Origin of the sequence: Idiomarina xiamenensis 10-D-4 (assembly GCF_000299895.1) — a bacterium.
GTDB lineage: Bacteria > Pseudomonadota > Gammaproteobacteria > Enterobacterales > Alteromonadaceae > Idiomarina > Idiomarina xiamenensis.
Map to the genome: position 1 here is coordinate 26,203 of NZ_AMRG01000010.1, position 26,873 is coordinate 53,075.

At 49.4% G+C, this 26,873-nt stretch carries 26 protein-coding genes; 12 read left to right on the forward strand and 14 right to left on the reverse strand.

The window, feature by feature from the left end; translation table 11 throughout:
• Positions 1 to 18: 18 nt before the first annotated feature.
• Positions 19 to 384, reverse strand: a complete 366-nt coding sequence (locus A10D4_RS08575; RefSeq protein WP_008488988.1) for a hypothetical protein — start codon at positions 382 to 384, stop codon at positions 19 to 21.
• A 157-nt stretch (positions 385 to 541) separates the two neighbouring features.
• On the opposite strand from A10D4_RS08575, the gene A10D4_RS08580 reads away from it, so the two are divergent.
• The 5 genes from A10D4_RS08580 to feoB all read left to right on the forward strand — a co-directional run bounded on the left by A10D4_RS08580 (position 542) and on the right by feoB (position 6,745).
• The gene (locus tag A10D4_RS08580; protein ID WP_008488989.1) at positions 542 to 1,894 is read left to right on the forward strand and encodes a GGDEF domain-containing protein; all 1,353 of its coding nucleotides are present in this window, start codon (positions 542 to 544) and stop codon (positions 1,892 to 1,894) included.
• Between the two features lie 154 nt (positions 1,895 to 2,048).
• Positions 2,049 to 3,671, forward strand: a complete 1,623-nt coding sequence (locus tag A10D4_RS08585) for a methyl-accepting chemotaxis protein (protein ID WP_008488990.1) — start codon at positions 2,049 to 2,051, stop codon at positions 3,669 to 3,671.
• Positions 3,672 to 3,708: 37 nt separating this feature from the next.
• The gene (locus A10D4_RS08590) at positions 3,709 to 4,404 is read left to right on the forward strand and encodes an aspartate/glutamate racemase family protein (RefSeq protein ID WP_008488991.1); all 696 of its coding nucleotides are present in this window, start codon (positions 3,709 to 3,711) and stop codon (positions 4,402 to 4,404) included.
• A 141-nt stretch (positions 4,405 to 4,545) separates the two neighbouring features.
• On the forward strand, positions 4,546 to 4,785 hold the full coding sequence (locus A10D4_RS08595) for a FeoA family protein (protein WP_008488992.1): 240 nt from the start codon (positions 4,546 to 4,548) through the stop codon (positions 4,783 to 4,785).
• A 136-nt stretch (positions 4,786 to 4,921) separates the two neighbouring features.
• Entirely contained in the window at positions 4,922 to 6,745 is a 1,824-nt protein-coding gene (feoB, locus tag A10D4_RS08600; protein WP_008488994.1) for a ferrous iron transporter B, read from the forward strand.
• Positions 6,746 to 6,801: 56 nt separating this feature from the next.
• Here feoB and A10D4_RS08605 read toward each other — a convergent pair whose 3' ends face one another.
• Genes A10D4_RS08605 through A10D4_RS08615 form a run of 3 tightly spaced genes read right to left on the reverse strand, consistent with a single transcriptional unit; the run spans position 6,802 to position 11,663 of the window.
• A complete protein-coding gene (locus A10D4_RS08605) occupies positions 6,802 to 7,389 on the reverse strand; it encodes a DUF938 domain-containing protein (RefSeq protein WP_008488996.1) in 588 nt (195 codons plus the stop codon).
• Positions 7,386 to 8,801 carry a M14 family metallopeptidase gene (locus tag A10D4_RS08610; protein WP_008488997.1) on the reverse strand — a complete coding sequence of 472 codons (1,416 nt, stop codon included), beginning with the start codon at positions 8,799 to 8,801 and terminating at the stop codon, positions 7,386 to 7,388. The genes A10D4_RS08605 and A10D4_RS08610 overlap by 4 nt, the downstream gene beginning before the upstream one ends.
• 18 nt (positions 8,802 to 8,819) lie before the next feature.
• Positions 8,820 to 11,663, reverse strand: a complete 2,844-nt coding sequence (locus A10D4_RS08615) for a TonB-dependent receptor domain-containing protein (protein ID WP_008488998.1) — start codon at positions 11,661 to 11,663, stop codon at positions 8,820 to 8,822.
• Between the two features lie 240 nt (positions 11,664 to 11,903).
• On the opposite strand from A10D4_RS08615, the gene A10D4_RS14090 reads away from it, so the two are divergent.
• Both A10D4_RS14090 and A10D4_RS08620 read left to right on the forward strand, forming a co-directional pair.
• A complete protein-coding gene (locus A10D4_RS14090; RefSeq protein WP_156812120.1) occupies positions 11,904 to 12,041 on the forward strand; it encodes a DUF3149 domain-containing protein in 138 nt (45 codons plus the stop codon).
• Between the two features lie 84 nt (positions 12,042 to 12,125).
• On the forward strand, positions 12,126 to 13,397 hold the full coding sequence (locus tag A10D4_RS08620) for a methyltransferase (RefSeq protein ID WP_008488999.1): 1,272 nt from the start codon (positions 12,126 to 12,128) through the stop codon (positions 13,395 to 13,397).
• Here A10D4_RS08620 and A10D4_RS13875 read toward each other — a convergent pair.
• From A10D4_RS13875 to A10D4_RS08635, 4 genes are all read right to left on the reverse strand, one after another.
• Positions 13,282 to 14,199, reverse strand: coding sequence for an NAD-dependent protein deacetylase (locus A10D4_RS13875; RefSeq protein WP_083849640.1), 918 nt, complete (start codon positions 14,197 to 14,199; stop codon positions 13,282 to 13,284). The two genes, A10D4_RS08620 and A10D4_RS13875, sit on opposite strands and share 116 nt — an antisense overlap.
• An 89-nt stretch (positions 14,200 to 14,288) precedes the next feature.
• Entirely contained in the window at positions 14,289 to 14,690 is a 402-nt protein-coding gene (locus A10D4_RS08625) for a BON domain-containing protein (RefSeq protein ID WP_008489001.1), read from the reverse strand.
• A gap of 265 nt (positions 14,691 to 14,955) precedes the next feature.
• The gene (locus A10D4_RS08630) at positions 14,956 to 15,399 is read right to left on the reverse strand and encodes a DUF6789 family protein (RefSeq protein WP_008489002.1); all 444 of its coding nucleotides are present in this window, start codon (positions 15,397 to 15,399) and stop codon (positions 14,956 to 14,958) included.
• Positions 15,396 to 16,997, reverse strand: coding sequence for an FMN-binding glutamate synthase family protein (locus A10D4_RS08635; RefSeq protein WP_008489003.1), 1,602 nt, complete (start codon positions 16,995 to 16,997; stop codon positions 15,396 to 15,398). Before A10D4_RS08635 ends, A10D4_RS08630 begins: the two co-directional genes overlap by 4 nt.
• Before the next feature lie 247 nt (positions 16,998 to 17,244).
• Between A10D4_RS08635 and A10D4_RS08640 the strand changes: the two genes are divergently transcribed.
• A complete protein-coding gene (locus tag A10D4_RS08640) occupies positions 17,245 to 18,021 on the forward strand; it encodes a siderophore-interacting protein (RefSeq protein WP_040502794.1) in 777 nt (258 codons plus the stop codon).
• Between the two features lie 10 nt (positions 18,022 to 18,031).
• Here A10D4_RS08640 and A10D4_RS08645 read toward each other — a convergent pair whose 3' ends face one another.
• Positions 18,032 to 18,943, reverse strand: coding sequence for a LysR family transcriptional regulator (locus tag A10D4_RS08645; RefSeq protein WP_008489005.1), 912 nt, complete (start codon positions 18,941 to 18,943; stop codon positions 18,032 to 18,034).
• A 126-nt stretch (positions 18,944 to 19,069) separates the two neighbouring features.
• Here A10D4_RS08645 and A10D4_RS08650 point away from each other — a divergent pair, with 126 nt between their 5' ends.
• Entirely contained in the window at positions 19,070 to 21,067 is a 1,998-nt protein-coding gene (locus A10D4_RS08650) for a ligand-gated channel protein (protein ID WP_008489006.1), read from the forward strand.
• Between the two features lie 98 nt (positions 21,068 to 21,165).
• Here A10D4_RS08650 and A10D4_RS08655 read toward each other — a convergent pair whose 3' ends face one another.
• The gene (locus A10D4_RS08655; protein ID WP_008489007.1) at positions 21,166 to 21,636 is read right to left on the reverse strand and encodes a cupin domain-containing protein; all 471 of its coding nucleotides are present in this window, start codon (positions 21,634 to 21,636) and stop codon (positions 21,166 to 21,168) included.
• A 144-nt stretch (positions 21,637 to 21,780) separates the two neighbouring features.
• Here A10D4_RS08655 and A10D4_RS08660 point away from each other — a divergent pair, with 144 nt between their 5' ends.
• From A10D4_RS08660 to A10D4_RS08670, 3 genes are all read left to right on the forward strand, one after another.
• On the forward strand, positions 21,781 to 22,086 hold the full coding sequence (locus A10D4_RS08660; RefSeq protein ID WP_008489008.1) for a Rho termination factor N-terminal domain-containing protein: 306 nt from the start codon (positions 21,781 to 21,783) through the stop codon (positions 22,084 to 22,086).
• Between the two features lie 9 nt (positions 22,087 to 22,095).
• Positions 22,096 to 22,404 (forward strand): hypothetical protein, encoded by a 309-nt coding sequence (locus A10D4_RS08665; protein WP_008489009.1) that lies wholly within the window; start codon positions 22,096 to 22,098, stop codon positions 22,402 to 22,404.
• Positions 22,405 to 22,505: 101 nt separating this feature from the next.
• Positions 22,506 to 22,904, forward strand: coding sequence for a hypothetical protein (locus tag A10D4_RS08670; protein WP_008489010.1), 399 nt, complete (start codon positions 22,506 to 22,508; stop codon positions 22,902 to 22,904).
• A gap of 15 nt (positions 22,905 to 22,919) precedes the next feature.
• On the opposite strand, the gene A10D4_RS14250 is transcribed toward A10D4_RS08670, so the two are convergent.
• From A10D4_RS14250 to A10D4_RS08690, 4 genes are all read right to left on the reverse strand, one after another.
• A complete protein-coding gene (locus A10D4_RS14250) occupies positions 22,920 to 23,354 on the reverse strand; it encodes a YchJ family protein (RefSeq protein WP_008489011.1) in 435 nt (144 codons plus the stop codon).
• The gene (locus tag A10D4_RS08680; RefSeq protein ID WP_008489013.1) at positions 23,351 to 23,704 is read right to left on the reverse strand and encodes a YdbL family probable chaperone protein; all 354 of its coding nucleotides are present in this window, start codon (positions 23,702 to 23,704) and stop codon (positions 23,351 to 23,353) included. The genes A10D4_RS14250 and A10D4_RS08680 overlap by 4 nt, the downstream gene beginning before the upstream one ends.
• Positions 23,705 to 23,765: 61 nt before the next feature.
• Positions 23,766 to 23,954 carry a YnbE family lipoprotein gene (locus A10D4_RS08685; protein ID WP_008489015.1) on the reverse strand — a complete coding sequence of 63 codons (189 nt, stop codon included), beginning with the start codon at positions 23,952 to 23,954 and terminating at the stop codon, positions 23,766 to 23,768.
• A gap of 85 nt (positions 23,955 to 24,039) precedes the next feature.
• On the reverse strand, positions 24,040 to 26,775 hold the full coding sequence (locus A10D4_RS08690) for an intermembrane phospholipid transport protein YdbH family protein (protein ID WP_008489016.1): 2,736 nt from the start codon (positions 26,773 to 26,775) through the stop codon (positions 24,040 to 24,042).
• Between the last annotated feature and the right edge of the window lie 98 nt (positions 26,776 to 26,873).

Genomic DNA, 26,873 nt, shown 5'->3' on the forward strand with positions numbered 1-26,873 from the left:
AATGAAACCAGTCACTCGTTATTCAAGGAAACAGCAACAGATAAGATGTGGTCGTCGCCGTGGCCGCCATAAAGGCGCCAGCCAGGGGCGCTGCTGCCGACTGTCGATGATGAGTGGCAGCAGTAATAACAATAGGATAGTAAGCAGCGCTGCGCTGCTATCGGGTTGATTCTGTTTCAGCAGGTGACTGGTCTTGTCGCAGTCGTGTTGTGAGGTGTCACTCGCTGCCGCAGCCGCAAGCTGCGAGCTGTGTTGTAGTGTCGAGGCTTTTGTACAACCTTGCCAAACACCGAGTTGTTGTCCCCAGCATAAGGCAAACACGATCAGCAATAGCATACCGATGTAGCTACTGTGGCGATAATTTTTACCAAATGCGTATAACATGATGAGTCCGGTTGACGGCTAGCGCATCGATTCTGACCTGTTCGCAAGGGCAGATCAAGTTAGTTGTTGCTAATGTCGATAGTCAAAACCTGATAAGCCCGCGTTTATCACTTATACTGTTTGCTCAGCTGAAACTTGATCGATAGGGAGCTTTCACTTGCCTTGGTCACAACGTTCGTTGGTCGATAAAATCCGCAGCCTGTCGGGTGTGCTGTTATTGTTTTTGTTTGTGGTTATTGTCTATTCCTTTTTTCAGTTGCGGGCTATTGATGCCGAAATGCGCGAAGTGGCTAATGTCGATATTCCGTTGTCACAACAAATGGATCAGCTCGCGCTGATTCAATTGCATCAACATTTATTAATGGAAATGACCCGACGTCAGCTTGAGCACGTCGAGCAGCAACATAAAAAGGGGCAACTACTTAACGAGCTAGAATCTTATAGCCAGCGCCTGGTGGACAGTGCGGCAGCAACACAGCGTATCATTCAGCAGGGCTTAGCGGATGGTGATATCGTCGACAAAATGGTTGAGCATCGGCGCGCGTTAAAAGCCATTGAGCAAATTGAGAGTCTGCACGAAACCTACGAACAAACGTTGTTGTCGGTCTTCCAGCAAGCACGATTGTTGAATGAGTCAGAATGGCAACAGTTGGAGGCGTTAGATAGTCAGTTAGATGAACAAGTTGAGACGGTCGTGCTGCAACTACAGCAGCTAACCACCGAAATAGCTCATTATGCCGAAAAACATGAACGTCAGTTTTTATTAATAAATACCTTGCTTGGCGTCACCGCATTATTGGTCGGCCTGTTATTGACCGCTCATATAATTCGCTCATTCCGGGCCGCGATAGGAGCCTTACACCAGCAACTCGATAGTATTCGTAATGCCTTTCGACAAACACCGTTGCCTGAACATTCTTGGTTAAAACCTGAGGACGAATTACAGCAGCTACAGCAGAATTTAAAAACGCTTTCTGAGAGCCTCTCAAAAGAACTGATAAACCGCGATCAAGCAGAGCAAGAATTAGTTGAATTAGCAACTAAAGATGCGTTGACGGGCGTTTATAATCGCAATAAGTGGAATGATTTACTAAAAACAGAGATCAGCTTAGCGACTGCCGATAATAACTTAGCAGTCTTAATTATCGATGTTGACCACTTTAAACAAATCAACGACCAATTTGGTCATGATGTTGGTGATAAAGCATTAATCGTATTGGCTCAAAAAATTGAGCAACTATTAAACCGGGATGGTCTGTTATTTCGACTTGGCGGCGAAGAGTTTGCGGTCTTAACTCGTACTAATTCAGCGCCAGATTTACGCCTGTTAGCCGAACGAATTCGACAAAATGTGGCAGAATTGCAGGTGGACAATGTACCGCCGATGACTGTCAGTATCGGGGTAACCTATTTACGTGAACAGGACACCGCAAAGTCATTTGTAAAACGCGCTGACAATTTGCTTTATCAAGCAAAGCAAGCCGGTCGAAATCGAGTATTAATTGAATAGTTGAGATAAACGCTAGGGTAATGAGTGGATTGTTTATTTAATACTCAAGATTGACTAATTAAAATATTTTTTTGTTAAAAATCTGGACGGCAATTCGATCGAACATTATAAGTGATAGGAGTTTCATCTCATTCGCTTTTATTGGATAACGACCATGATCATTCGCCGTGTTTCTATCGCTAAACGTTCCGCTATTGCTTTTGGTTTATTGGGTGTCATTTTTATCGCGACGGTTACTTTTTCGTTGCTAAAATTGATGCAACTAAACGATGAAGTAACCGTTATTGCTGAACATCGAGTGCCGGCGCTTAATGACGCTTCGGCGTTGTTAGCATCGTTTTTGAATATACGCTTGCAAACCGCTAACGTATTGGCGCAAACCGGTCAGCAGCGCGAACACTTTATGCAATTATTGCGAGAAGCCGAGGCTAACTTTGAACAGACCCGGAATTCGTTAGAGCAATTAGCTGAAGCTGAACAGGCGCGCCGACTGCTCGTCGATATCAAGGCCGATATTGACGTTTATCATCAGTTACAGCGACAATTATTTAGCTTAATCGACAGCGGTCAAAGCGGCGCGGCTGATGCGTTGCAGTACGGCGATTTACAAACTGTGCGCGAAGATCTGACCGATGATATACGCTCATTGGTGGCGTTTCAGCAACAACGTATTGATGATGCCAATACCCGCACCGATCAGTTGTTAGATAGCTCGCGATTAATTCTGATCGTGATCAGCGTGGCGGCATTATTATTAATGGTGTTCTTTGCTTGGGTGTTCACCCGCAGCCTGACTCAGCCGATGGCACAAGCGTTGGCGATTGCACAACAGATTGCCGACGGTGATTTGACGCAGGAATTACACGATCAGGGTCACGATGAGACCGCCGCCATGTTAAGGGCGCTAATGGTCATGCGCCGCCAGCTACGCGATACTATCAATCAAATTCAGGATTCCGCTAATCAGCTGGCATCAACGTCGGAGCAACTGAGTACGGTTACCGAACAATCCTCGCAGGGGATTCATCAGCAAAATGAGCAGTTGGAGCTTGCGGTGTCGGCGGTGACGGAAATGACCGCGGCGGTAGAAGATGTGGCGCGCAATGCCGAAGAGACCGCGCGCGAAGCGGATAGCGCCGATGGTACGGCACGTGACGGACAAACTCAGGTTGAGGATACCATCACCACTACCGAAACCTTATTGCACGAATTCGACGGCACCATCAAGGGCGTCGGCACGCTAGCCGAACAGGTGGCCAATATTGGCAAAGTCTTGGATGTGATTCGAGGTATTGCCGAGCAAACCAACTTATTAGCACTAAATGCGGCTATTGAAGCGGCGCGTGCCGGTGAGTCAGGGCGTGGCTTTGCGGTGGTTGCCGACGAAGTTCGCGCGCTCGCACATCGTACCCAGCAATCAACCGGCGAAATTGAAAGCATGATTGCTGCCGTGCAAAACCATACCGATACCACGGTCAAGTCGATCGAGCAGGGCCATCAACGCGCTCAACAAACCTTGCAAATGGCCGCTCGGGCCGGAGAAGCGCTAACCGCCATCACCGCGGCTATTGCTCGCATTGCCGATAAAACCACCGCAATTGCGAGTTCATCTGAACAACAAGCCAATGTTGCCAAAGAAGTCGACCAGAACTTGTTAACCATTAAAGATATTGCTACCGAAACCGCTTCTGGTGCTAACGAAACTAGCGCCTCAAGTCGCGAACTGGCGCGTCTGGCCGAAAACTTGAGTGCATTGACTAATCGTTTTACAGTCTAGCTTGGGCTATGGCGATTTGTGTGGTGAGGGTCGATAAATGAAGACCATCGGTATCATTGGCGGTATGAGTGCGGAGTCGACAGTGACTTACTACCGCACCTTAAACGGTTTAGTACAACAACGTTTAGGCGGCTTATCATCGGCGAAAATTGTGCTTTATAGCGTTAACTTCGCGGAGATCGAGGCACTTCAACATCAAGGTGATTGGCCAAAAACCGCACAAATATTGGCGGCGGCGGCGCGTTCGTTGGCCGCCGCTGGCGCCGACTTTATCATCTTGGCGACCAACACCATGCATAAGGTGGCGGATGAAATTGAGCGTGCGGTAGCGATACCGCTATTGCATATTGCCGATGCCACAGCCGCGCAGTTACAAAGCGATAAGGTGCAACGAGTGGCATTACTGGGCACGCGCTATACTATGCAGCAGGATTTCTATAAAGCGCGTATACAGCAGCGCTTTGGTTTGCAAGTGAGCGTGCCTGATGAGGCGCAGCAGGCGTTGATTCATCGGGTTATTTTTGACGAGCTTTGCCATGGCGTGGTTAAGCCAGAGTCACGCCAGCAATTTGTCGATATTATCGAACAGCAAGCCAGTAACGGTGCCGAAGCTGTGATTTTAGGGTGTACCGAAATAGCCTTGTTAGTTGAACCGAAGCACACCGCGGTTGCGATATATGACACCACCGCATTGCATGCGCAGGTGGCGGTTAAGATGGCGCTTAGCAACTAAAGACCTTCCAGCAAGCCCTTGAAATAGCAGACGAATTGCATAGAAATTACGACTAATGGTGGAATCTTGGGCAGCCACCTCTTGTTTCATTCTGACGCTTAGTTGATAATGCTTATCACTTGAAGCATGGAGTCGCGGTTTATGACACTGTGGGAAATGAAAGCAAAACAACAAGCACTGATTCATTCATTGAGCGCTAAGCTATCGCCAGCGGTGGCTGGACGCTTACATGAAATGGGTTTTAATGCCGGCCAAGCCATTTTGTGCCTACGCCGTTCACCATTACGAGGACCGTTAGTGGTGCAGGTGGGCGATTGCGTGTATTCACTCGAGCAAGAAGTTGCTCAAGCGGTATTACTGGAACAGTCCGCCGCTAGCTAAGCCTTGTTCGTATAAAGCGAATCATGAGTTACTCTGACGGCGAACGCCGTTATCGCTGCGTCATGATCCTGTAGCGCCATGGCGGTGCTATCGATGTGCGCGTAATGCATTCAGTTGAAACAGTTTTAGGTTGTTTATGAAACGTATCATCTTGGTTGGTAAGCCGAATAGCGGTAAGAGTTTATTATTTAATCAGTTAACCGGTTTACGACAAAAAGTCGCTAACTTTCCCGGCGTCACCGTAGAGCTAAAAAGCGGGCAGTTTGAAGATCTGGAGGTCATTGACTTCCCGGGTACTTATTCCTTGCACAGTTTGTCACGTGATGAAGAAATCGCTATCGATAAACTCGGCGAAGCGGTTCACGATCAACAAACCAGCTTGGTTGTCTGTGTGCTCGATGCTACGCGGCTGGAACGTAGTTTAGTGTTTGCTTTGCAAGCACAAGCGTTAGCGCGCAAGAACAACAAGTCGGTGGTGTTTGTATTGAACATGATCGATGAGGTGCATCGTTATGGCGAATCTATCGACACCGAAAAGTTAGCGGCCGAGTTAGGTGGCCCGGTGTATGCGTTGTCGGCGAAAACCTTAGAGGGTGTAGCGGCATTTAAGCAGGCGTTAAGTGAACTGGGCCAGCAGCCTCCGGCGATACAACAACTAGATATCGATGCCGATGATGATCAGCAATTAGTACAACGCGCGCAGAGCTTGAGTAAGCGCTTTGGTATGAAGGCGGATTTAGTGCTGAAAAGCCAAAACCGTATCGATAAATTCATGCTCAATAATGTGTTGGGTGGTGTGGCGTTTTTAGCCATCATGTTCTTTTTATTCCAAAGTATTTTTACTTGGGCGACGCCGTTAATGGATGGCGTTGAGTTTCTCTTAGCCGAGTTGGCGCACGTTATTACCAGCTTTACCGGCGAAGGTATTATTACCGACTTTCTCAATGACGCTATTTTTGGTGGTATCGGTTCGTTTTTGGTGTTTGTACCACAAATTATGGTACTCACCTTAATTATCGGTATCTTGGAAGACAGTGGCTACTTGGCGCGAGCGGCGCTTATTTGTCACAAACCGTTGAGCTTTTTCGGGCTTTCCGGGCGCAGCTTTATTCCTTATTTATCGGGGCACGCTTGCGCTATTCCGGCGATCATGGCGGCGCGCACTATTGAGTCACCGCGTAAGCGCTTGATCACCATGATGACCATTCCGTTGATGTCGTGTTCGGCAAGGCTACCGGTTTATGCGCTATTAGTGGCGGTATTAATTCCCGAAAACGCGACCTTTTTAGGCATTTTTAACTTACAAGGTGCCGCATTTTTTGGGTTGTATTTGTTTGGTATTTGTATGGCTCTGATTGTCAGTTTGGTACTCAACGTATTTACCAAAAAAGACGAGAATCTGACCGATATGCCATTCATTTTGGAATTGCCATCTTATCGTTTACCGCATTGGAAGCCCCTGATCCATCGTGTTTGGAACAGTGGCATGCAATTTATTAAACGTGCAGCACCGATTATTTTCATGGTGTCGTTGGGTATTTGGGTGTTGGGTTACTTTCCGGTTGGTGCCGATCTTGAGCATTCGTTACTGGGTAAAATTGGACACATCATCGAGCCCATTTTTGCGCCGTTAGGACTGGACTGGCGTTACGGTGTCGCCATATTAATGTCATTTTTGGCGCGTGAAGTGTTTGTTGGTGCTCTGGGCACGTTGTTCGGTATTGCCGGTGCCGACGAGAATATCAGCGGCCTGGCAGCCAACATTCAAGCCGACGGTTTAAGCCTAGGTTCGGGTATCGGTCTACTACTATTTTACGTGGTGGCGTTGCAGTGCGTAGCAACGGTTGCTGTGTTAAAGGGTGAGACGGGTAAATCGTCAATTGCCTGGGGGCTCTATGCCGCTTACGGTATTCTTGCCTACATTATCGGCGTAACCGCAGCCCAGCTTATTGGGGTGTGATCGGTCGCAGCGCATCAGCATATTTGCTTTGCTGGTGCGCTTGTCTTTCCCAGCATTCAATCACGTTTAAAATCTAGCAAACGATTATTGGCTGGCATGGCGTTATTGGCCACTAGCTGAAAGCCTTGTGCTTGAGCCAGCGCGGCTATCCATTGTTGGTCACGGATCCCCATCTGAACGTCGCGCGAACGTAAATAACGGTCAAAATCGGCGTTACTGGCGCTGCTATAATTGCCATCATCATTAAATGGACCATAAATACACAGGCGTTTAACGGCACCTAAATCGCTGCTGAAATGAGCAAATAATGCCTCTACTGCGGTGGTTGGCATGATGTGACAGGTATTCGCGCTAAATAGCGCGTCAACATCGGTGACCGGTGCTTGCTGCATGACATCAAACGCCTTCGCTGCGGGTAATTGCGGGGCTTCGGCATCTAATCGTGCCTGTAAACCGCGCAGGTTGATCTGCCGGTCGCTGCATTGCCACTGCAGGTGCGGCAACTGCTGCCTAAAGTAAACGGCATGCTGGCCGCTACCACTGCCGACCTCAAGTACTTTGCTAGCTTGCTGAAAGGTATTTTTTAGGCAGGTTAAAATGGCTGCTTTGTTATTCTCGCAGGCTTGGGAAAAGGGTAATGTCATGACCAATTGAGCTCCTGTATTGCTTTGCTGAGTGGATTATCTGTGGGCGCGGCTGGTGTTGATGGTTGATTGTCGTTATCGCTATCGTCCGTACTCGCGCGGTCATGCTTTGGCGCGGCTTGCTTAGCGTCTGCTGCGTCGCTGCCGCCATTATTTTGCTCCTCATCCACGGCGATATCGGTGTCATCGACCTCTATCAGGTTTTTATCGTCTGCTGCTTGGTCGGGCATCAGGCGTTCAATCAAGGTCTGCAACGCCGCTGCAGCGACGATCTTGATGTTATCTCGGTCACTATCATCACCCACCTCATAGGTGACGGCGGGGGCGCCGTAATGGTCAGTAATAAATTGTTTAAAAACGCCACTTTTGGGGTGACTACCGGCCTTGTAGTCCAGTTCGACCGTTTTAGACACCATATTGATGACTTCATCCAGCCACTCGCGTACGCGCTCCGGCTGTTTCAGCGGAATGCCGGTACTCGGCTTATAGTCGCTGGGCATGGTATAAAACACATCGCGCCGGGTCGAGTGAAAATCAATCGCCAATTCAATCCGTTCACCGCGTTCATAAAGGGCTTCTAAGTACTTAAATAAGGCTTGGGTTTCGGGTTGCGTGCGGGCTTGCCAGTCGCGGTTCATATCAACGCCGGTGGCGGTTAGTCGCCAGTTGCCATGATAAACCCCATCGGGGTTCATATTGGGAACCAGCAAGATATTATAGCGCTGCCGAAAGGCTTGCGCGTTAGCATCGTCGCTAAACAGTAATTGGCCAAAGTGTTGCAGCGCGAGGGCGCCGGTGATCTCCGGTGGATGTTGGCGTCCGATCAAAATTAACCAGCGCTCGCTATCCGGGGCACGGTGCTCTATCGCGGCCAAGTTACGGCCCTCGCTGGATACCCCCAAAGAGATGACTTGTTGCTGTTGTGGGTTTTTGAGCAAGGTACTGAGCCAGTCGATATAGCCGACATTGTCCATGATTTCTTGCCCGGCGACGTAAACTTCACTGTCACCCGCTAGGGTAATATCGAAGCTAATACGGCCGTCACCTTCTTCAAATGATAACGCTTGCCAGGTTTTTTTATCGTCACTACGCTTTGGCGTGTAGCGACCAATACCACGGCTGGCGACGATGGTTAACTGATAGGTAGTGGTGTTTTCGGCATGGTTTTGGATACGAAAAGCGTACCAGGGACTCGGGTTGATTTGTTCGCGTTCGGGGCGCAAGTAAAGTATATAACCGTTGTCATCAGCGGCTTGGCAATGGTGCAAGCGACCAGCGGCGAAGTCAGTGGTAAAGCTGACTTCGTCAAACTGGCAATTTTGCGGTTGCTGCTTTTCGGTTAACGGCTCAGGTAGCGTAATCTGTGCCAGTGTTACCTGAGTCAGCAAGGTAGCCGTTACCACTAACTCCATACGCGCACTCCTGTGTCATTAAAAGCTCCATGTTAATGTAGCATACGTATAACGACCTAAATTGGAGTGTACATTGGAGAAATAACCAAAGCTTTCGTCTGCTAACGGTGGCGCTTTATTGCCAATGTTGCGCGCACCAATACGTAATTTGACGCCGTTTAACCAATCGTCAAAATGATAATCTAGGTAAGCGTCGGTAGTCGTCCAGCTGGCAATTGGCATCATATTTCCGTCGCTATCGGTAACGCTGGTTTCGTAAAAATCACCGACGTAATTAACACGAATGCCCGCGCCCCAATTACCATAGTCCCAATCTAAACGGCTGAACGCACGCCATTTCGGATTACCATCCATTTGCCGTAAATCACCAGCGCCCACCACCGTAATGTCGATTGGCACTGCTGGATTGCCTGCGGCTTGTTCGGCTAATACTTCGGCACTGATCGGATCGGGAGTTTGCTCAAATTTAGCCAGATAAGCGCCATTAATGGCGAAATCAAATTGACCAATCGGGGTGTCGTTTAAGCGATAGCTGATGCTGATATCGGTACCGGCGATGCGGCGTTCGTCGAGATTGGCATATTGATTATTAACGTAAATTACCTCGAGGTCATCATCACGAACCACCGCCGGGTTAGCAGAACCTTGTGCCCGTAATAGCGAATCATACAGCAGATGGGTTTGGCTATTAAGTATACCCACCACACCCTCTTGCTTGATATGCCACTGGTCGATACTGATCAATAAGTTGTCGAGTGGTGCGATAGCGACGCCGTAGCTATAAATTTTGTCATCTTCAGGCTCGAGTTGTTGGTTGCCGCCGCGCACCTCGGTGATGCTATAGCTGTCATCCAATACCGGGTCGATACGCGAGTTGGTGCGCGAGACGCCTTGTTCGACCACTTGCGGTAGGTTGGGGGCGCGAAAGCCGCCAGAGTATGAGGCTCGAAACTGAATAATATCGCTGGGCGCCCAACTCCAGGCGACTTTCGGTTTAAGCACATCACCGACGTCTGAGAAGCGCTCGTAGCGTAACGCCAACTGCACGTCCATATCATCCATCAATGGCACCAATAATTCGGTATAGGCCGAGAACACGTTGCGGCTACCTCGGCTATCGGGGGTTGCACTACTACCCAGTACATCGGAATCGGTCAGCAGTTCGCCGGTGATTTGATCGTAAAAGGGGGTTGAGCCATCCAGCAACTCATGGCGGTCGTCGGCATAGGATTCGTAGCGGTATTCAATGCCCGCGGCCAGGCCGATATCTCCCGCATACCAAGAGGTCAGTATCGGGTTAGATATTTTGAAGTCCCACAGTGCCAGTTCGGTGCTGCTATCGCGAGTAATATCGGCAGTTAAGCCGGCGATGACCGCAGCGTCGTTGTAAACCGCCGTGCCACTATTGAGGTTATTTGGATCGCCACCAATAAAGGGATTATAAGCATTGGCAGCATCGCTGGCGTTAATGGCTTGCTGTAACGCACTGACGCGAATGCGATTGTAGCCAGTATCGAGGGTATCGGCGCGGGAGTACAGCAGTGCCGATTCCCATTCCCAACTATCGATATAGCCACGCAGACCGGCGAGTAAACGGTAGCTGGTATCTTCTACTTCAATGCGTCGAGGACCGACATCCATGGGGCGAATGTTGCGCAAAGTCACGGTTTCCCCGAACGGGTTATAGTAGGCATCTGGGCTGATGGTAAAGCGTTGCGCAGTGAGGTTGGCATTTTGTTCACGGCGGCGTTTGGAGTTGGCTTGGTAGTACAGCGCCTCGGCGAATAACTCCATATTGCTGCCGAGTTGCTGGGTGTAATAGCCAAACAGGTTAAAGCGGTCGATGGCCGAGGTCATACTTTGATCCTGTTGCGGCGCATCGTACTGCATATTGTCTGGGAGTGAGCCTGGCGCTGCACAAACACCGTCGCCGAGCGTTTGAAAACAATCGCCCATGGCTTCCGGCCGAACATGAAAACGACCGATGGTGTCACCGTCAAAGATGGCCCAGGGGCTAGACAGCGAACGGTTATCAAGTTGTGAATCACCGCTAAATCCGGCGGGCACGCGAGGGTTGTTACGGCGATCCTCGGAGGCGGAATAAGGGCGTTCATTGGCGCCAATCTCGTCGCGCGTATAGTAGGCTGCCGATAAACTCAAATGACTTTTATTGTCATTAAAATAAAAGCCGGTCGAGCCGTTGACTAAATATTGATTCATGCCGGTACCGCTGGCATCACCGGCATTGACCGTTAACTGACTTTGGTTCAAGTCTTTCTTCAATACATAGTTCACCACACCGGCTACGGCATCGGTGCCGTACAGCGCGGCAGCGCCGTCACGCAATACTTCTAAGCGGCGTAAGCCGGCCACCGGCAGGGTATTTGAGTTGACTGTTGTTACCGGAACAAAGTTTTCGGTTTGTGTGCCCGGGTGCAGCACCAAGCGACGGCCATTTAATAGCGTGAGGGTATTGCCCGTGCCGATACCGCGTAAGTTGATCGAGGCAACGTCGCCGCGGGCATCGTTGACGCCACCGATGGAACGTTCGTTATTAAAGCTGACATCGCCGACTTGCGGGATCGAGCGTAACAAGTCGTCGCCGGTGATGGCGCCGGTGTTCTCGATATCTTCTTCGCTGAGCAGCGTTACCGGCAAGCGCCCAGCGGCTTGTGCACCACGGATATTACTACCTACCACGGTGATTTTCTCGATGTCGTCTGGATCATTATCGGCATTGTCGCGTTGTTGCTCGGTTTGTTGGGCGATGGCTGCCGGCGTGCTGCTTAAGCCAGTTAAAGCAGCGCATAAACAAAGTGTGAGATAACCGCGTTTAAGCGTAGGTCGCCTGTTATAGAACATAACTTATCCTTATTATTTTCATTAGCTTGATGGGCTGCTGTAGTCATTTTCCAATAACGACTGGTTAACATTCAGGCAGCCTTTAGTGGCGATTGCCAGTTTTTTTACATTCTTTTTGCATTATTTGAGCGGCAACTTGCTTGGCTGAATGGTGTTAGCGGGAATTGTTGATCGGGGTCAGGGAATTGTGTCGGCGCTATTTGGCATACTGTTGGCAGTCAATTATTGAGGAGGTGTGTCATGAGTTTATGGCAACAGTTTATGCAAGACCCGGTGATTTTCTTTTCCTTTACCGGACTCGCGATAGTGCTGGGTTTATGCATGTTTTATGCGATTTATTTTTGGGTAAAAATCAGTAAGGCTGACACCCCCAAATAACCATTGTTATGGTGGCGAGCGTGATGCAAGCGTATAATCTGGCGCACTTTCTGGTTCACTTTGGCGGTGTGATTATTCAGGGTTATGCGCATCAACAACGCTCAGCAAACCGAATTGGGTCAGTTTCGACAGCTTTTCCGGCATTACACGGATGTTTTGCTGGAATACCGCGGTTATTGGCAGCTTGCCAGCTTTCAGCAGACGCAATTGCCTTGGCATAACACCGAGTTATGTCGATATATACAACAGCCGTCGGGCGTCGTTAGCGACGCTGAGCTGTTGCGCTTTTTTCCCGCTTTACAGTCACTACCGGCTATCAGCTCTTGCAACGACGACGCGGCTAGCGCTATCAAAACTAGCGAAGCGCGTTGGCCGTTTTGGCTGACTAGCGGTATTGGTGGGCGTAAGTTAGCACAAATTACTGCTTTTTTGGATGCGGTAGACGAGCCGTTAACGCCGTTAAATACTAGCTCGGCGCTAGCTGACACCCTAGAGTGGTGTGCTGGTAAAGGTCATTTGGGGCGTTTATTGAGTTTCCAGCGGCAGCAGGCGGTCACCAGTGTTGAGTGGCAAGACGACTTGTGTCAGCAAGGGCAACAGCTGGCTGAACAACATCAAGTCGCACAACGGTTTGTGACTATGGATGTGCTTAGCAACGACAGTCGTCTGTTGTTAAGCCAACACCGGCGGGTACTGGCGCTACATGCCTGTGGGCAGCTACACCTAAGCTTGTTGCAGCAGGCGGTAAGCGCACAGACCGCCGAGTTACACATTGCCCCTTGTTGTTACCACCTGATTGACGGCGATAGTTATCAGCCGTTGTCGCAGGCTGGCAAACAGCGTGATCTAAAGTTATCGCGTTTAGATTTGAAGTTGGCGGTGCAAGGGGTGGTGACTGGCGGTCAGCGAGCGCAGCGTTTACGTCAGCGTGAATTGTTATGGCGTATGGCTTATCAGTGCTGGCGGCAAAGCGCTAGCGGCGATAATCAGTACCGGCCGCTTGGTGCCGTGCGAGCTGCGCAATTACATGGCGAGCTCAGCGAATTTGTGGCTTGGGCGGCGTCACAGCAAGGCTTAAGCGTGACCACACCGATAGTCAGCGAGGCATTGTTAAAGCTCGCTGCAGCCAAAGTTGCCTTGATCCGACAAATTGAGTCGGTGCAGCAGTTATTTCGGCAGCCTTTGGAATTATGGCTGTTGCTGGATCGAGTTTTATTCTTACAAGAACAGGGCTATGAAGTTAACTTGCGACGTTTTTGTGCGCCGCAGTTGACCCCTCGGAATTGGTTAATTCAGGCTCACCGAGTCGTTCCCCGGGCGGCCGCAACAACCGCTCAACCGTGCTCAGTAAAGTAGCGCTGAGATCGCTGTCGAGTTTGACCGTGGCGATATCGTCGGCGCGATTCTTGCCGCGATTGAGTAAAATTAGTGGTTGCTGAGCTTGCACCGCTTGACGGGCAAAGCGATACCCCGAAAACACCATTAATGACGAACCAATCACCAATAAGCCGCCGCTATGTGCCAGTGCCTGCTGCGCTTGCTCAACCCGGTCGCGCGGCACATTGTCACCAAAATACACCACATCGGGCTTTAAAATGCCGTCGCAACTTCGGCAAGCAGGCACCTGAAACTGGCTAAAGTCGACCTCAAGATTGGCGTCGCCGTCGGCTAACACGGATGCCTCATGATCAGCAAAAGTTGGGTTAAGCTGCAAGCTACGCTGGTGCATGTCTAAGCGTGGTGTCAATTGACCACACTGCATGCAACGCATTTGGTTGGCATCGCCATGCAAATTAATGACTCGGTCGCTACCCGCGCGTTGCTGCAAACCATCGACATTCTGAGTGATGATGGTGCCGATATAGCCAGCCTGTTGTAGCTGTTGAATGGCCTTATGGGCGAGATTAGGTTGCGCCTGATAAAGGTTAGGCCAGCCATGAAGACTACGAGCCCAATAGCGTTGCCGGACATGGTGATGCTGCATGAACTGTTGATGCTGCACCGGTGGCGATTGTTGCCAGTTGCCATTTTCGTCGCGATAACTAGGGATACCGGAGGCGGTACTTAAACCGGCACCGGCTAGAACGGTGAGTGGCCGGTGAGCTTGCAAATACTGACTTAACGTGGCAGCACATTGGTTAATGTTGGTTATGTGCATATGTGTTGTTCTCTAGTAAATACCAGATCAGCTTAAATTAGCATAAAAAAAGCCACGCGAGGCGTGGCTTTTTAGTCAGTGCTTAGCAATTAATTGCCAACTTTCAGCTCGTTCTCGACTGATTTCACGCCTTCGACCATTTCGGTCAAGTTTTCGGCGGTATCAATATCAGCCTCTTTTGCGACTGTACCGGTCAAGCTAACCACGCCATCGGTAGTTTCGACGCTGATGTCTGAGTTATCCAGATTATCATCGTCCATCAATTTTGCTTTAACACGAGCGGTGATAACTGAGTCATCAATGTACTCGCCCGCTTCGTTCATACCTTTTTTGGCTGAATCAGCAACGTCATTAGCGGTTTGTTCAGCAGATTCCATGGCTTGCTCAGACTTCTGTTCAGCAGAGTCGCGCTGTGCTTCAGAACACGCTGCTAGCGTTAATACCGATAATGCCATTACACCACTGGTTAAAAGTTTGCTACGTTGTTTCATCGGTCAACCTTCCTGTTTTGTCAATGAATCTTGTTTGTTGGTCATCCTGCGACCACATCTTTACTATATAGCGGTTAGCTTAGAGGCGCTTAACATTTACGATAGCTTTAAACTTTGCTCAATATTGCCGCAATTTTGGCAACGTTTTATGAACTCTAAAACAGGCTAACGTCCGTTGCAGTGCCTGTGTTGCTAACGCACTGTCTATCAATAGTGGTTAATGACCAAAATGGATCACAACATCGGTACCGATAACGCGCTGCGCTCATTCTGGTGCAGGCCGCCAACCGATAAAATAACCATAGCAGGTTCCTAAACAAGCGCCATAGCATAAGTGCACAATTAAGGTGGCTACCGCTGGTAAGGGGCCTTGGGAAATATCGGCAATAAATAGCCCAAAACCTAATGCAGGCATAATAAACAACATGATCACCAGCCACCCTAATAAGCCGACGACAATACCGCGAAGCACATAGTTATTGTCTGCGCTGTGTGCGTTTAACCAATAAAACAGCACGCTGTAAAGTAGGGTAGCGACTACGCCGTGCAACCACCAAGCGGCGCCATCGGCAATTTCTAGGTGGGCGGCAATGACGCTGATGATGTTCAGTTGCGGTAAAATTTGCCAATATGCTTTAAGCCAAAGTAGCGCGCTAAGAAGTACGCTAGCAATAGCTGCCGCCAGTAAGCAAGCGATGCGTTTATTCATGCTGACACCTCCAGTGGCGCGAAGCTATCGGCTTGAGCCTCATCATAGTATAGCCGATACTTATCAGGTATCTCATCGCGTAAAAAACAACCGGCGGCTTGTACAGGGTAAATCTCGTCAAACCGTAGTACCGTTGAGGCGGTTACGCGGCGAAAGATATGCTTACGTTTCACTTCGGTCACACTGTGCAAGCCGACCGAGCTTAATAGTTCGTTGGTGGCTTTAACGGTTTTCTCATGAAAGTTTTTCACCCGTACCGACTTATCGCTAACGACTAGGCCCTTAGCTAAGCGCGGATCTTGGGTAGCCACGCCGGTTGGGCAGCGGTTGGTATTACAGGTCAGGGATTGCACACAGCCCAAGGCAAACATCATACCGCGTGCGCTATTACATAAATCGGCGCCTAAAGCGATGTACTTGACGATGTGAAAGGCGGTAAAAATTTTACCTGAGGCAATGATTTTAACGTGCTCGCGTAAGTCGAAACCACGTAAGCAATCATCGACAAAAACCAGCGCGTCACGCAGTGGCATGCCGATGGAGTTGCTATACTCTAATGGTGCCGCGCCGGTACCACCTTCACCGCCGTCTACGGTAATAAAATCAGGATAAATTTGTCGCTCGCGCATGGCTTTACAGATAGCGATAAATTCTGATTTATTGCCGACACATAATTTAAAACCAACCGGTTTACCACCACTTAAATCACGTAATTGTTGGACAAATTCCAGCAAGCCCTGCGGTGTCGAAAATGCGGTATGCGAGGGTGGTGATAACACGTCGGTACCCTCGGGAACTTGCCGAATACGAGCGATTTCTTGGGTGTTTTTAGCCGCTGGTAAAATACCGCCGTGACCGGGTTTAGCGCCCTGCGAAAGTTTTATTTCGACCATTTTAACGGCGTCTAACTGTGCTTTTTCTTTGAACGATTCGGCGTCAAAGTTACCGTCTTTATTACGGCAACCAAAGTAACCCGTGCCAATTTGCCAAACTACGTCTCCACCATGTTCCAAATGATAGTCACTAAGGCCACCTTCACCCGTGTTGTGATAAAAGCTACCCATTTTGGCACCTTTATTTAGCGCCCGGATGGCGTTATTACTCAACGCACCAAAACTCATTGCCGAAATATTTAATAAGCTAGCAGAGTAGGGCTGCTGACATTGCTGGTTACCCACCTGTACACGATTATGATGGGGATCTTCTTTAGGGCTATGAGCGGTGATGGAGTGTCCTATCCATTCGTAGCCAACGCGATTTGTGTCGACTTTGGTACCAAAAGGAATGGTATCCAAACTGTTTTTTGCGCGCTGATAGACAATCGAACGGTACATGCGGCTAATGGGCCGTCCTGAGGTTTCTGATTCCATCAGGTATTGACGAAAATAAGGACGTATGGCCTCGGTAAGCCAGCGTGCATGCGCAAAAAAGGGATAGTTGCGTAATAGCGAATGTGATTTCTGCAAACGGTCACTGAAGGCTATAACCAGTACTGGAATGCTGATCAATAACAGCCAGCCAATGTGGTAGTTATAGTAGCTGCCAATTGCGGCCAAAATGGTCACAATCAAAGAGAGATAAAGTGCCGACTTACGCATACATCAAAGTCCTTAACAAAGTTGCGGTTTTTATGCTTAACCATAGAGTCTTTATTGATTAAAAACAAATACTCAGGGTTGCTCTAAATAGTTTTTAAAGTCAGCTTTTAAATACAGTGAGAGAGTGCTAATGCGAGTTTTTATCAAGCAAAGATAAATTGATTTTACAGCAGAACTGCTTCGACAACGCCCGTTCAGCGGCGTAAGATGGAACGACCATAACGCTGATAATAGTCGTTTTAAAATTATGCAATTGACTCAGCTTAAAGTGCTTAATATTGAGGACATTACCCCGCATATGCGGCGTATTCATTGCCGTTACCAAGGCCATTCGTTAATCGCTGCGGATGCCGGCGGCTACGTAAAGTTACTCTTTAACCAGCAGGGCGGTACCGACATTAGTACGATGCTGGCGAACGGTGACAGGCCCATCATGCGCACATATACCTTGCGCACGGTCGACCCTGAACAGCAGCAACTCAGTATCGACCTAGTGCGGCACACGCCTTTTGCCGGACCTGCGGGTCCGGCGCTACGTTGGTTAAATTCGGTAATGCCCGGCGATCAGTTGCAAATCGCTGGGCCGGGGCATAGCCAATATCCAACCTATCAAGCCCAGCAACGTTATTGGTTAATCGCCGATATGACCGCGTTACCGGCATTAAGCGTTTTATTGGCGCAGTTGCCTAAAGATGCGCGTGGTGATTGTTTGATTCAAGTGCACAGCGAGGCTGATATTCAATCGTTAAATGCACCTGCTGGTATCGATATTCGCTGGCTGGTTAGCGCCACCGCAGATAGCCAACAGCAAGCTAAAATGGCGCAGCAATTACCCGCGCCCAATGCGCACAGTAATATTTGGGTAGCGACCGAATTTGACGCCATGCGCGCTATTCGACGCTACCTTACTCAACAACTCGGGCTTGACCGGCAGGCTATGTATATTAGTAGCTATTGGCGCGCAGGGCGTACTGAGGAAGGCCATAAAGTCGATAAACGCGAGGATATGGCCGAACTGTCGTGATGGTCACTAATCAGTGGTTAACGGCTTGTGCTTGACCGACTTTATCGAACCATTTTTTTAAGCTAGCAATCGCTGCTTTAGTTTTAGCCGGCACCGAGTGGCGCTGTGGTGTTACCGCATAGACGCTGAACATCGGTGCTTGCCAACCGCAAGCGGGCGACAACTGACAAAGCCGGCCGGCCTGTAGGTGATGACGTACTTCCGGCTCTGGTAATAACGCATAGCCAACATTATCCAAGGTTAGCTGGATCATGCCATTCATATTGTTCAGGGTGAGTCGTGGCGCTGGTAATTGCGCCTGCGACTTATTATTGCTGGTTAATAGCTGGCGTGTTTCGCTGATATGGCTAATACGCGGCTGTTCGCTGAGTGCTTGTATATCCACTGACGACTTTGTGAGTGGGCTATCGCTACTGCAACATAGCACCATATTCCAGTCGGCCAGATGTCTGGCAACTAAACTAGAGTCCTGTAATGGTCCGATGCATAAAGCGATGTCGGCGCCGCTGGCAATGATATCGACCGGTTCGTCGGTGAGCGTGATTTGCATTTGGATCTGGCTGAATTCGTCGATCAAATATTTCAGCGGTTGACTCAATAAGCCACCGCCAAAACCAACCGGCGCAATGACTTTTAATTCACCCGAGGGTGTCTGTTGTAATTGCTGTAGCCGTTGCTCGGTTTGATTGGCTGTTGCTAGTAGTTTGACACTGCTTTTGTAATAGATCTCGCCTGCTTCGGTCAGCGTTAGGGTACGCGTATTGCGATTAAATAGCGCTAACCCAACCTCTTGTTCCAGCTTTTGAATGTGCTGGCTGACCGCCGATGTAGTCATGTAAAGCTGTTTGGCGGCGTTGCTCATACTTGCCGATTCGACCGTTTTTACGAACACCGATAGGGTGCGCATTAACTTTTTATTCATAACGTTAAGAGCCGTTAAAAACAGAGTTAAAAATAACTCGGTTGAGTGTTAAGAACTGTCAGTTTATCTTGCGAATGAAAATAATTATCATTTGGATATTAACCTATCTTTAAGCAGAGGTAAACAATGGATAAGCAAACGCGAACGGTTCGCACAAAACTGGCGAGCGCCGTTGCCGCACTATTAGCGACCGCCAGCAGCCCGGCAGTTTATGCCGCGGCTGCCGATATGGCGCAGGATATGGAAGTGATCGTGGTCACGGCTTCGGGTTTTGAGCAACAGTTAAAGGATGCTCCGGCATCTATTACCGTCATCGACCAAGAGGCGTTGTCGGCGCGTTTTTATCAAGATTTAACCGATGCGATGGCCGATGTCCCCGGCGCTATCGTAACCGGCGGCGGTGACCGTCAGGACATTAGTCTACGCGGCATGAGTAGCCAATACACCTTGATCTTAATCGACGGTCAGCGGCAATCGTCGCGTGAAACCCGACCCAACAGCGATGGCCCCGGTGTCGAAAGCGGTTGGACACCGCCATTAGCGGCGATCGATCGTATCGAAATTATTCGTGGCCCGATGTCGTCATTGTATGGTTCTGATGCCATCGGCGGTGTCATTAACATCATTACCAAGAAAACGCCCGAGCAATGGCGTGGACAAGTGCGAGTCGATGCCACCTTGCACCAACGGGACGAGTCGGGTGACCGTTACCAAGCTAATTTTTATACCGCCGGTACACTGATCCCCGATACCCTTGGCTTACAGTTATATGGACAGTGGACGCAGCGTCAGGAAGATGACATCTACGAAGGCTTTCGTGGTCGTCAGGCTGACAACGTGAAAGCTAAACTGGCATGGACGCCATCTCATCAACACGAGTTTATGTTCGAGGCTGGACAGGCTGTACAACGCTTAGATTCGACGCTGGGTAAAACCGTCGAACCGCTCGCCGAGGGCGAGAGCTGTGGCCGTAGTTGTCCGGCGACCGCTTATACTGAATACGATAGCAAGAGCTTTTCTATCGCACATAATGGCTTGTGGGATATCGGCAGTTCACGTAGCTACCTCAAGTACGACGAGTTTGATAACAAATCGCGCTTAATGACCATAAAAAATACCGACTTTCAGACGTTGTGGTCGTTGCCGTTAGGGCTCTCTCATAGTGCCAGCGTTGGTGCGGCTTATTTAAAAGAAGAATTGCAAGACCAAACCAGCAACCGTATTAGTGATTTACAAAACATCAGCAATGACCAATGGTCGTTGTTTGCCGAAGATGAATGGAAAATGAATGCTGCATTTGCGCTGACATTAGGCTTACGCTATGACCGCGACGAGCAGTTTTCTGGTCATTTTAGTCCGCGCTTATACGGTGTTTATACGTTGTCAGGCGATACCGTCATTAAAGGTGGTATTTCTAGCGGCTATCGCGCACCGAGCTTGCGTCAGACCGAGCCGCAATGGGGGCAAGTGAGCCGTGGCGGTAATATCTACGGTAATCCTGATTTAGCACCAGAAAAATCGCTAAACTACGAACTCGGTTGGTATACCAATTGGACGGCTGATTTTAGTACCTCTGCCAGCATCTTTTATAACGAGTTTGACGATAAGATCTCGCGCGTACAGTGCCCGGCGACACAATGTACCGACGGTCCTAACGAGTTTGGTTCAGACCCCACGACCTATATCAATGTCGACGAAGCTATTACGCAAGGAATAGAGCTGACTTTCAATGCACAGCTGAACGACCAGCTAAGCTGGAGCGGTAACTATACCTTTACCGACTCAGAGCAAAAAACGGGTCAATATCAAGGCGAGCCGCTTAACCAATTACCGAAGCACTTATTACAAACCAACCTTAACTGGCAAATATCAGACGCGTGGCAAAGCTGGGTTCGGCTGCACTTCCGTGGCGAGGAAAGCCAACCAACTACCGGTCCTTCGAGTGGCAGCTTGGTCGCGCCGTCCTATACCTTGGCCGATCTGGGGGTTAATTACCGCATCAACAATGACTGGAAATTAGGTGTAGGTATTTACAACTTATTCGACAAAGACATTACCGAGCAAGCCTATGGTTACGTCGAAGATGGTCGACGCCTGTGGTTATCGTTGGCATGGGATTTTTAAACCGGCGCCGCTGGCGGCGAGCCGATTCGGTTGCAGGTGTTGATGAACGGCGAAGCGGCGCTCAATGCGCAAGTAACCGTGGTGCAGGAGGGCGAGCGTTAGCGTGCGATGGATTCGATGTCGTCTATAGCGACTAAATCCCACTGTTTATGCGCACCGATCAGATTGCGATATAGGCGTTTACCTTTTTCTGGATAGTCTGATACATCTTGTGCCAAGCGTTGCCCGATAACCAAGCAACGCAATGTTTCGCTGCCGTTATTGAACAGGTCGTGCGCGCTACCATCAATCGGACAGCTGATAAAGTCGCCGACACCGACTTGATGAATATTGTTGCCTTGTCGTAAGCGAGCACTGCCTGCTAATACGTAGATACATTCTTCTTCAAAGTGATGGCGATGAAATTCAGTAGAGAAGTGTCCGGGCGCAACCTCGATAATATGCACGCCGATATTTTTTAAGCCACCGGCATCGCCCAACGACTTGTTTAGTCGTACCGCTAACGGATTTAAAAAGTGAGTTTTTTGTTCTGCGGGCATGGCCGCGATAGCTTCTGCAGATAAGTACATGATTTTAATATCCTGCATCAATTTGACCCGAATATTTTACGTGATCTTTTCATGAACGTTAGCGTTTGCAGCAAACTTTTTTTGCAAAAGCGTCGTAAACTTAAGAGTGAAAAGCTAGCCATTTAACTAACAAGGAGGTGTTAAATGCCAGATGCATGGAGCGATAAAGACGAGCGTCAGTACCAGCATATTAAGCAACAAATGCGAGATGACGGTAAAACTAACGATGAGGCTGAGGAAATTGCTGCGCGCACGGTCAATAAACGGCGTCAGCAACAAGGTCGCACCGATAATGCGACACCACAAGGCAGTGGTAATCCGAATACGCCGTTACCCGAGCGTACGCGTCAGGAACTGTATAACCGCGCTAAGCAGTTATCGATTGCCGGACGTAGCAATATGAATAAAGAGCAGTTAGTTAACGCCATTCGTCAGCGTCAAAATGGGTAGGGACACGTTATGCAAGTATTCAATCATGTAGCGAGCAGTATAAAATGGGCGGTGGTGGCAGCGTTTAAATTTGCGGCCGTGTTATCGCTGGTCTTCAGCGCTTGGTTTTGGCTGGAAAATCCGGATGGTTTGGTTCGTGATATCTACGGTGGAGTGGCAACCACGCGCTGGGATTTACTGAGTGACAATATCGTCAGCTGGTTTGTGCCGACATTTATTTACAGTACGATTTTTGCGTTTGCACTTCGCTGCGGCATTGTCATTTATCGCTTTGGCGTGATGCAACGCCAAGCAGCATCACGGCACTCACGTTTTTAGCCACATTACATTTTCTAATCAATAAATAGGCTAAGCTCGGTGATTGGCAGCCGAGCTTAGCTGAGCAAATTGTTTATGCCATTATTTCGAGGATACCTGTTATGCCTATCATTCGTCGTGAAACCGCTGTAGCGCTATGTATTGCGTTGCTCACGGTGGCGCTGGGCGTTTATTGTGCTTACGCATTGACCGCTACTGAATTAAGTTGGCAAAGTTTGCCGTGGCTATTTTTAGGCTATCTCTATCTATTGTGGTTCATGCGTAGTCGGGTTTTTCCTGCTGGGTTAAGTCATCACATTGCTGCCAGTCGTCAGCGTCTTGTAGCTGGTGCGGTTTGGTTATTTGTCGGCGCTTTTACTAGCGCTTGGCTATCGTGCATTCCGCAAGGGCTATTTAACGATTGGGTTTGGCAATGGTTGGAGTTCAGCTTGTTATTAGTGCTAGTTTGCTGGGGGTTATGGCAACGTCAACCCAACGCTAAAGCGGGTGCAGCAGGCTAGGCGCTCACTAACGCGCTAATTGAGGATGTTGCCGCTATGGTAAAACCAGCGGCCATCCACCTGCTCAAAATCCGAGATTTCTTCTAACCAATCGAGTTGCCCTTGAACTAAGTAAAACGCCCGGAAATGAACCTTTTGTTGCGTTTCATTGATGATCTCGTGGTGTAGGATTTGTAGCCGCCGCCAAGCGGGAGAATCGTTTCCATCTAAATGCGCTGGGCGAGTTTGTGGATGCCAGCTTTGCAGCAAGTAATCGGTCAAATGAAGGTAAAATGCGCTGTAGCGTGATCGCATCAGTTGTTCGGCGTCGATAGCCAAGTGCTGACCTTGATGCAGCGCCGCACAACAGTCTGCGTAGCTCAACGGTTGCGCTGACCCTCGCCGACAAGGGCAAGGGTCGCTAGCCGCGATGGCGGTCGGTTTGAGCACATTGCTCGGTTTTTGGGTCACGGTTTTTTAACCCAATCGCCGTTGATTTGTACGTAATATCCCGATTGCGTACGCTCGATGGCGCGTTTACCTGCCATTGCTTCAACATCTGCGACGGCGATATTGTTTTCTTCGGCAATACGGGTATATTCCTGACGACGAGCGTCATTAATTAACTCAACAATTTGCTCGGCGCGTGCTGAGTTAGTGACAGCGCCTAAATAACCATCAGCTTTTTCGCCAACGGTACCAGCCGTTTTGGCTTCGCTTAGTGCCGACATCGCTTGTTGTAAATTCATCGATTGCGCTGCAACGGGCAGGCTAAGCACTAACATCAACGCCATCAGGCAGGTTTGTATAGTGGTTTTCATGGGGATTTCCTTAATTAATTTCTGTAATGCGCTATTGATCATTCAACGAGTGCCTAGATGGTTAGAATAAACCACTGGATTCGCTGAACAATTTATCTAACTCTTTATCAACACGAATATAAATTTCATGCTCGATCTTAACATTTAAGTTGATGGTGATCGGCTCTTTCGGCGCCGCCACCTGCACTGTTGGGGTACAGCCCCATAAGGTGGTGACCGCCGCGGCGGTTAATAACAGTAAATATTTCATATGTCCCTCTGTGGTTAGCTTCCTATGACCCGTCAACAGCGTGTTATAGCTACTGCTTGACGATATTTCCGCTTATTTAATGACATTACTGTTTGCGCAATTGCATCACGCGTTCCTGCACTCGCTTCTGAATCAACTCACTGACGCTATTCGTCAGTTGCAAGCCAGTAATTAAAGCGGGCAGATCTTCCTCAATGTTAATCCGCAACTTTACCGGACGGCCGCCTTCTAATTGCGGATTATAACCCTGTAAATCCAACCCTAAGACCAATGTGCCGTCATCCTGATAACGAATTTGGCTGGTCAATACAGAATAGTGAAAGTCTTCTAACGCCTCAACGACAACTTTCACACCCTGATTAGACTGCGCTAACTGCTTAGCTTTGTTAGATTGCAGTTGCAGCACCCCACCCGGAGGTAAGGCAGATACTTCACCCTGCGCAATAGATACGCCGCCAGCACCAATCTGGATGGGCAGGTAACCCGATATTTCACCATTTGCCTGCATCTCGGCGGCCGGATATTGTTGTAAAATTTGTGCCAATTGCCAGCGGCTGATTTGTACTCTAACGGTGATCGGTTGAGCTAAGTCATAGACCCGATTGGGCACGTGCAGTTCACCACCGAAAACGGCTAGCTGGTTGTCGTGAAGGGTCAATTGTCCTTGTAATGGGGCTTGCCATGGTGCTTGATAAGCCAGCGCCAATAATAGCTGGCCGCTGCTGACGCCTTGACTCAGCGACGCTGCTTTGAGGTTTGCTGATTGCAAGGTAAATTGCTGCGCATTGAGATTGAGCTCAAGGTCACCGTTTAGCTGCGTTAATTGACTGGTGTCGTAAACCGCGTCGACATCATTTAGGTTAACAGCGGCGCTGAGTTGCCACTGCTGAGGATCTTGCAATGGCAGGCTCAATTGACCATGGGCAGCGCTGCTACCGCGTTGCAGCACCAATGCAGCAGGCCAATGGCGCCACCATTTGGCAATGGCATTACCAGCCAGCCAGTAGAGTTTGTCGAGCTGCCATTCCATTTGCAGCGTTTTAGGGTCGAGCGTGAGCTGATGGTTCAACGATAACCCCGCACTATTACTCAGATTGCCGGTAAGGGTCAGTTGTTGGCGACTTAGATGACTATCTAGTTGTGTTTGCCACGACCAATTTAACGGCTTAACTTGGGCATCAATAGCGGCTATATTCAATTGTTTAACGTCGGCAAACAATTTTGCTTGTAGATGTTCGGGGTTTGGTTTGGCAAAGCCGCCGCCGCTTAGCGTTAACGACGGTATACTTAGACTCACGCGCGGGCTGTCGATATCTTTACTTTGCAATCCAGCTTGTAAACTGGCGGGAGCTAAACTGCGTAAGTGCCATTCGTCAGCAGCGAATTGAAATTCGAACAAACCCTGCCCATCAAGCGCCGTTAATTGCCAGTCCTGCCACTGCCAGCGTGGCTGCTGCCAAGCGAGTTGTAGTTGTTGCGCTCGAACTTCAGCAGCCATCAGTTGTGGCGTATGCCAGCGGCCTTGCTGCCAAAGCGGCTGAGCTAATTTGATGGTGGTGTCGCCTTGCAGTGATAGTTGACTAGCACCTTTTGTCGTCAGTTTAAGGCTCAGTGGCCAGCGCTGAAAATCAAGCTGTTGTTGCTCGCTTTGTAGCTGCCAGTCGACGCCGTCAATGGCAATTTGTGCGTGACGCAATTGCTGTCGCCAAGCCGCTGCTAAACTGTCGGCGGCCACATGCCCACTGGCGGTTATGGCATAAGATTGTGGCTGTCCAGAGGCTAGCGAGAGTTGCATCTGCGCTTGCAGCGTCGACGCCAACTGTTGCTTAAGGGTCAGTGGGCTGCTGCTATCCAGACGAATTTGCACATCACCGGAGAGCGCCTCGCGTGGTGGCGCCGAGCCCCGTTTAATGGCCTCTTGTACGCGGCTTTGTGGTAGCTGTAAATGCCATTCGGCATCGATGCTTATCGGGTTATCGACGGCGACTAACCAGTCATCCATGGCCGCCGGCAGCGGTAATTGCCAGCGTTGCAGGTGTTCAACTAATTCTGGTTGCGGTGGCAACAGCCGCAATTGGCTACTGCCATCTAGCTGATACTCAGCATTTGCGCGATTGGCGAGCTGTTGTTGCAGCTTGAGCGTGAGCTGTTGCTCGAGGTCAACGTCAATCGCAATGGTGGGCAGCGTATCGACAACTTGATAATTTAGCATCACGGTTAACTGCGGCAGCGCTGAAACCGTTGTTTTCGCTGGAGTGTGCGGGTTAACGTTAAGCTGAGCTTGTAATTGCGCTGCGCCGGTTGAGCGTCGGATAACATGTAATGACGCTTGATAGTGACAGCGGTCGTCATTGACTTGTGTCGTAGGTTGGCAGGGCAGGCTGAGCTGCAGCTGCGCAATCGACAGTTTATGGGGTAAGACCTCGGGTAAGTGCCAGTTGCTAGGCCATTGCCAGCCAGATGAAGCGTTACCTTGGTCGGCGGTGGCTGCCGCCGAGTGGCTCAAGGCTAGCTGTAACCGTGAGGCTTCAACGGCTTGTAGTTGAGGTTGCCAGCCTTGTTGTGGCCATTGCCAAGTTAAGCGTAAATTGTTCAGTTCAACCGGCGTTTGCCAAGCGCCTTGTTGATAATCAAACGCCAGCCGTTTGAGGTAAAGGTGACGCCAGCCAGCACTTTGCAACGACCACTGTAGGTTGCTGACGCCAAGCTGGTTCAGATAACTGGGTAACAGAACGTAGTAACCGTAAACAACAGCGGCGGCCGACAGCAATATAATGCCGCCAAACAAGACCGCTAGACTGATGCCTACACGCTTCCACATAGTGTTGTTAACCGTCCTGATCTGTCCGTGATCCGTTGTTCATGTTAACATTCCGCCGACTGATTGCACCAGCTCGTTAACTCGTTTATTCGCAGGGT

Bases quoted from the DNA above. Each gene is read 5' to 3' on its own strand.
- A10D4_RS08650 (WP_008489006.1), top strand. From the start codon at position 19,070: ATGGATAAGCAAACGCGAACGGTTCGCACAAAACTGGCGAGCGCCGTT.
- A10D4_RS14090 (WP_156812120.1), top strand. From the start codon at position 11,904: ATGAGTTTATGGCAACAGTTTATGCAAGACCCGGTGATTTTCTTTTCC.
- A10D4_RS08615 (WP_008488998.1), bottom strand. From the start codon at position 11,663: ATGTTCTATAACAGGCGACCTACGCTTAAACGCGGTTATCTCACACTT.
- feoB (WP_008488994.1), top strand. From the start codon at position 4,922: ATGAAACGTATCATCTTGGTTGGTAAGCCGAATAGCGGTAAGAGTTTA.
- A10D4_RS08635 (WP_008489003.1), bottom strand. From the start codon at position 16,997: ATGCGTAAGTCGGCACTTTATCTCTCTTTGATTGTGACCATTTTGGCC.
- A10D4_RS08655 (WP_008489007.1), bottom strand. From the start codon at position 21,636: ATGTACTTATCTGCAGAAGCTATCGCGGCCATGCCCGCAGAACAAAAA.
- A10D4_RS08680 (WP_008489013.1), bottom strand. From the start codon at position 23,704: ATGAAAACCACTATACAAACCTGCCTGATGGCGTTGATGTTAGTGCTT.
- A10D4_RS08670 (WP_008489010.1), top strand. From the start codon at position 22,506: ATGCCTATCATTCGTCGTGAAACCGCTGTAGCGCTATGTATTGCGTTG.
- A10D4_RS08640 (WP_040502794.1), top strand. From the start codon at position 17,245: ATGCAATTGACTCAGCTTAAAGTGCTTAATATTGAGGACATTACCCCG.
- A10D4_RS08665 (WP_008489009.1), top strand. From the start codon at position 22,096: ATGCAAGTATTCAATCATGTAGCGAGCAGTATAAAATGGGCGGTGGTG.
- A10D4_RS08645 (WP_008489005.1), bottom strand. From the start codon at position 18,943: ATGAATAAAAAGTTAATGCGCACCCTATCGGTGTTCGTAAAAACGGTC.
- A10D4_RS08625 (WP_008489001.1), bottom strand. From the start codon at position 14,690: ATGAAACAACGTAGCAAACTTTTAACCAGTGGTGTAATGGCATTATCG.
- A10D4_RS08610 (WP_008488997.1), bottom strand. From the start codon at position 8,801: ATGGAGTTAGTGGTAACGGCTACCTTGCTGACTCAGGTAACACTGGCA.
- A10D4_RS08575 (WP_008488988.1), bottom strand. From the start codon at position 384: ATGTTATACGCATTTGGTAAAAATTATCGCCACAGTAGCTACATCGGT.
- A10D4_RS08660 (WP_008489008.1), top strand. From the start codon at position 21,781: ATGCCAGATGCATGGAGCGATAAAGACGAGCGTCAGTACCAGCATATT.
- A10D4_RS08620 (WP_008488999.1), top strand. From the start codon at position 12,126: ATGCGCATCAACAACGCTCAGCAAACCGAATTGGGTCAGTTTCGACAG.
- A10D4_RS08590 (WP_008488991.1), top strand. From the start codon at position 3,709: ATGAAGACCATCGGTATCATTGGCGGTATGAGTGCGGAGTCGACAGTG.
- A10D4_RS08685 (WP_008489015.1), bottom strand. From the start codon at position 23,954: ATGAAATATTTACTGTTATTAACCGCCGCGGCGGTCACCACCTTATGG.
- A10D4_RS08585 (WP_008488990.1), top strand. From the start codon at position 2,049: ATGATCATTCGCCGTGTTTCTATCGCTAAACGTTCCGCTATTGCTTTT.
- A10D4_RS08605 (WP_008488996.1), bottom strand. From the start codon at position 7,389: ATGACATTACCCTTTTCCCAAGCCTGCGAGAATAACAAAGCAGCCATT.
- A10D4_RS13875 (WP_083849640.1), bottom strand. From the start codon at position 14,199: ATGCACATAACCAACATTAACCAATGTGCTGCCACGTTAAGTCAGTAT.
- A10D4_RS08630 (WP_008489002.1), bottom strand. From the start codon at position 15,399: ATGAATAAACGCATCGCTTGCTTACTGGCGGCAGCTATTGCTAGCGTA.
- A10D4_RS08690 (WP_008489016.1), bottom strand. From the start codon at position 26,775: ATGTGGAAGCGTGTAGGCATCAGTCTAGCGGTCTTGTTTGGCGGCATT.
- A10D4_RS08595 (WP_008488992.1), top strand. From the start codon at position 4,546: ATGACACTGTGGGAAATGAAAGCAAAACAACAAGCACTGATTCATTCA.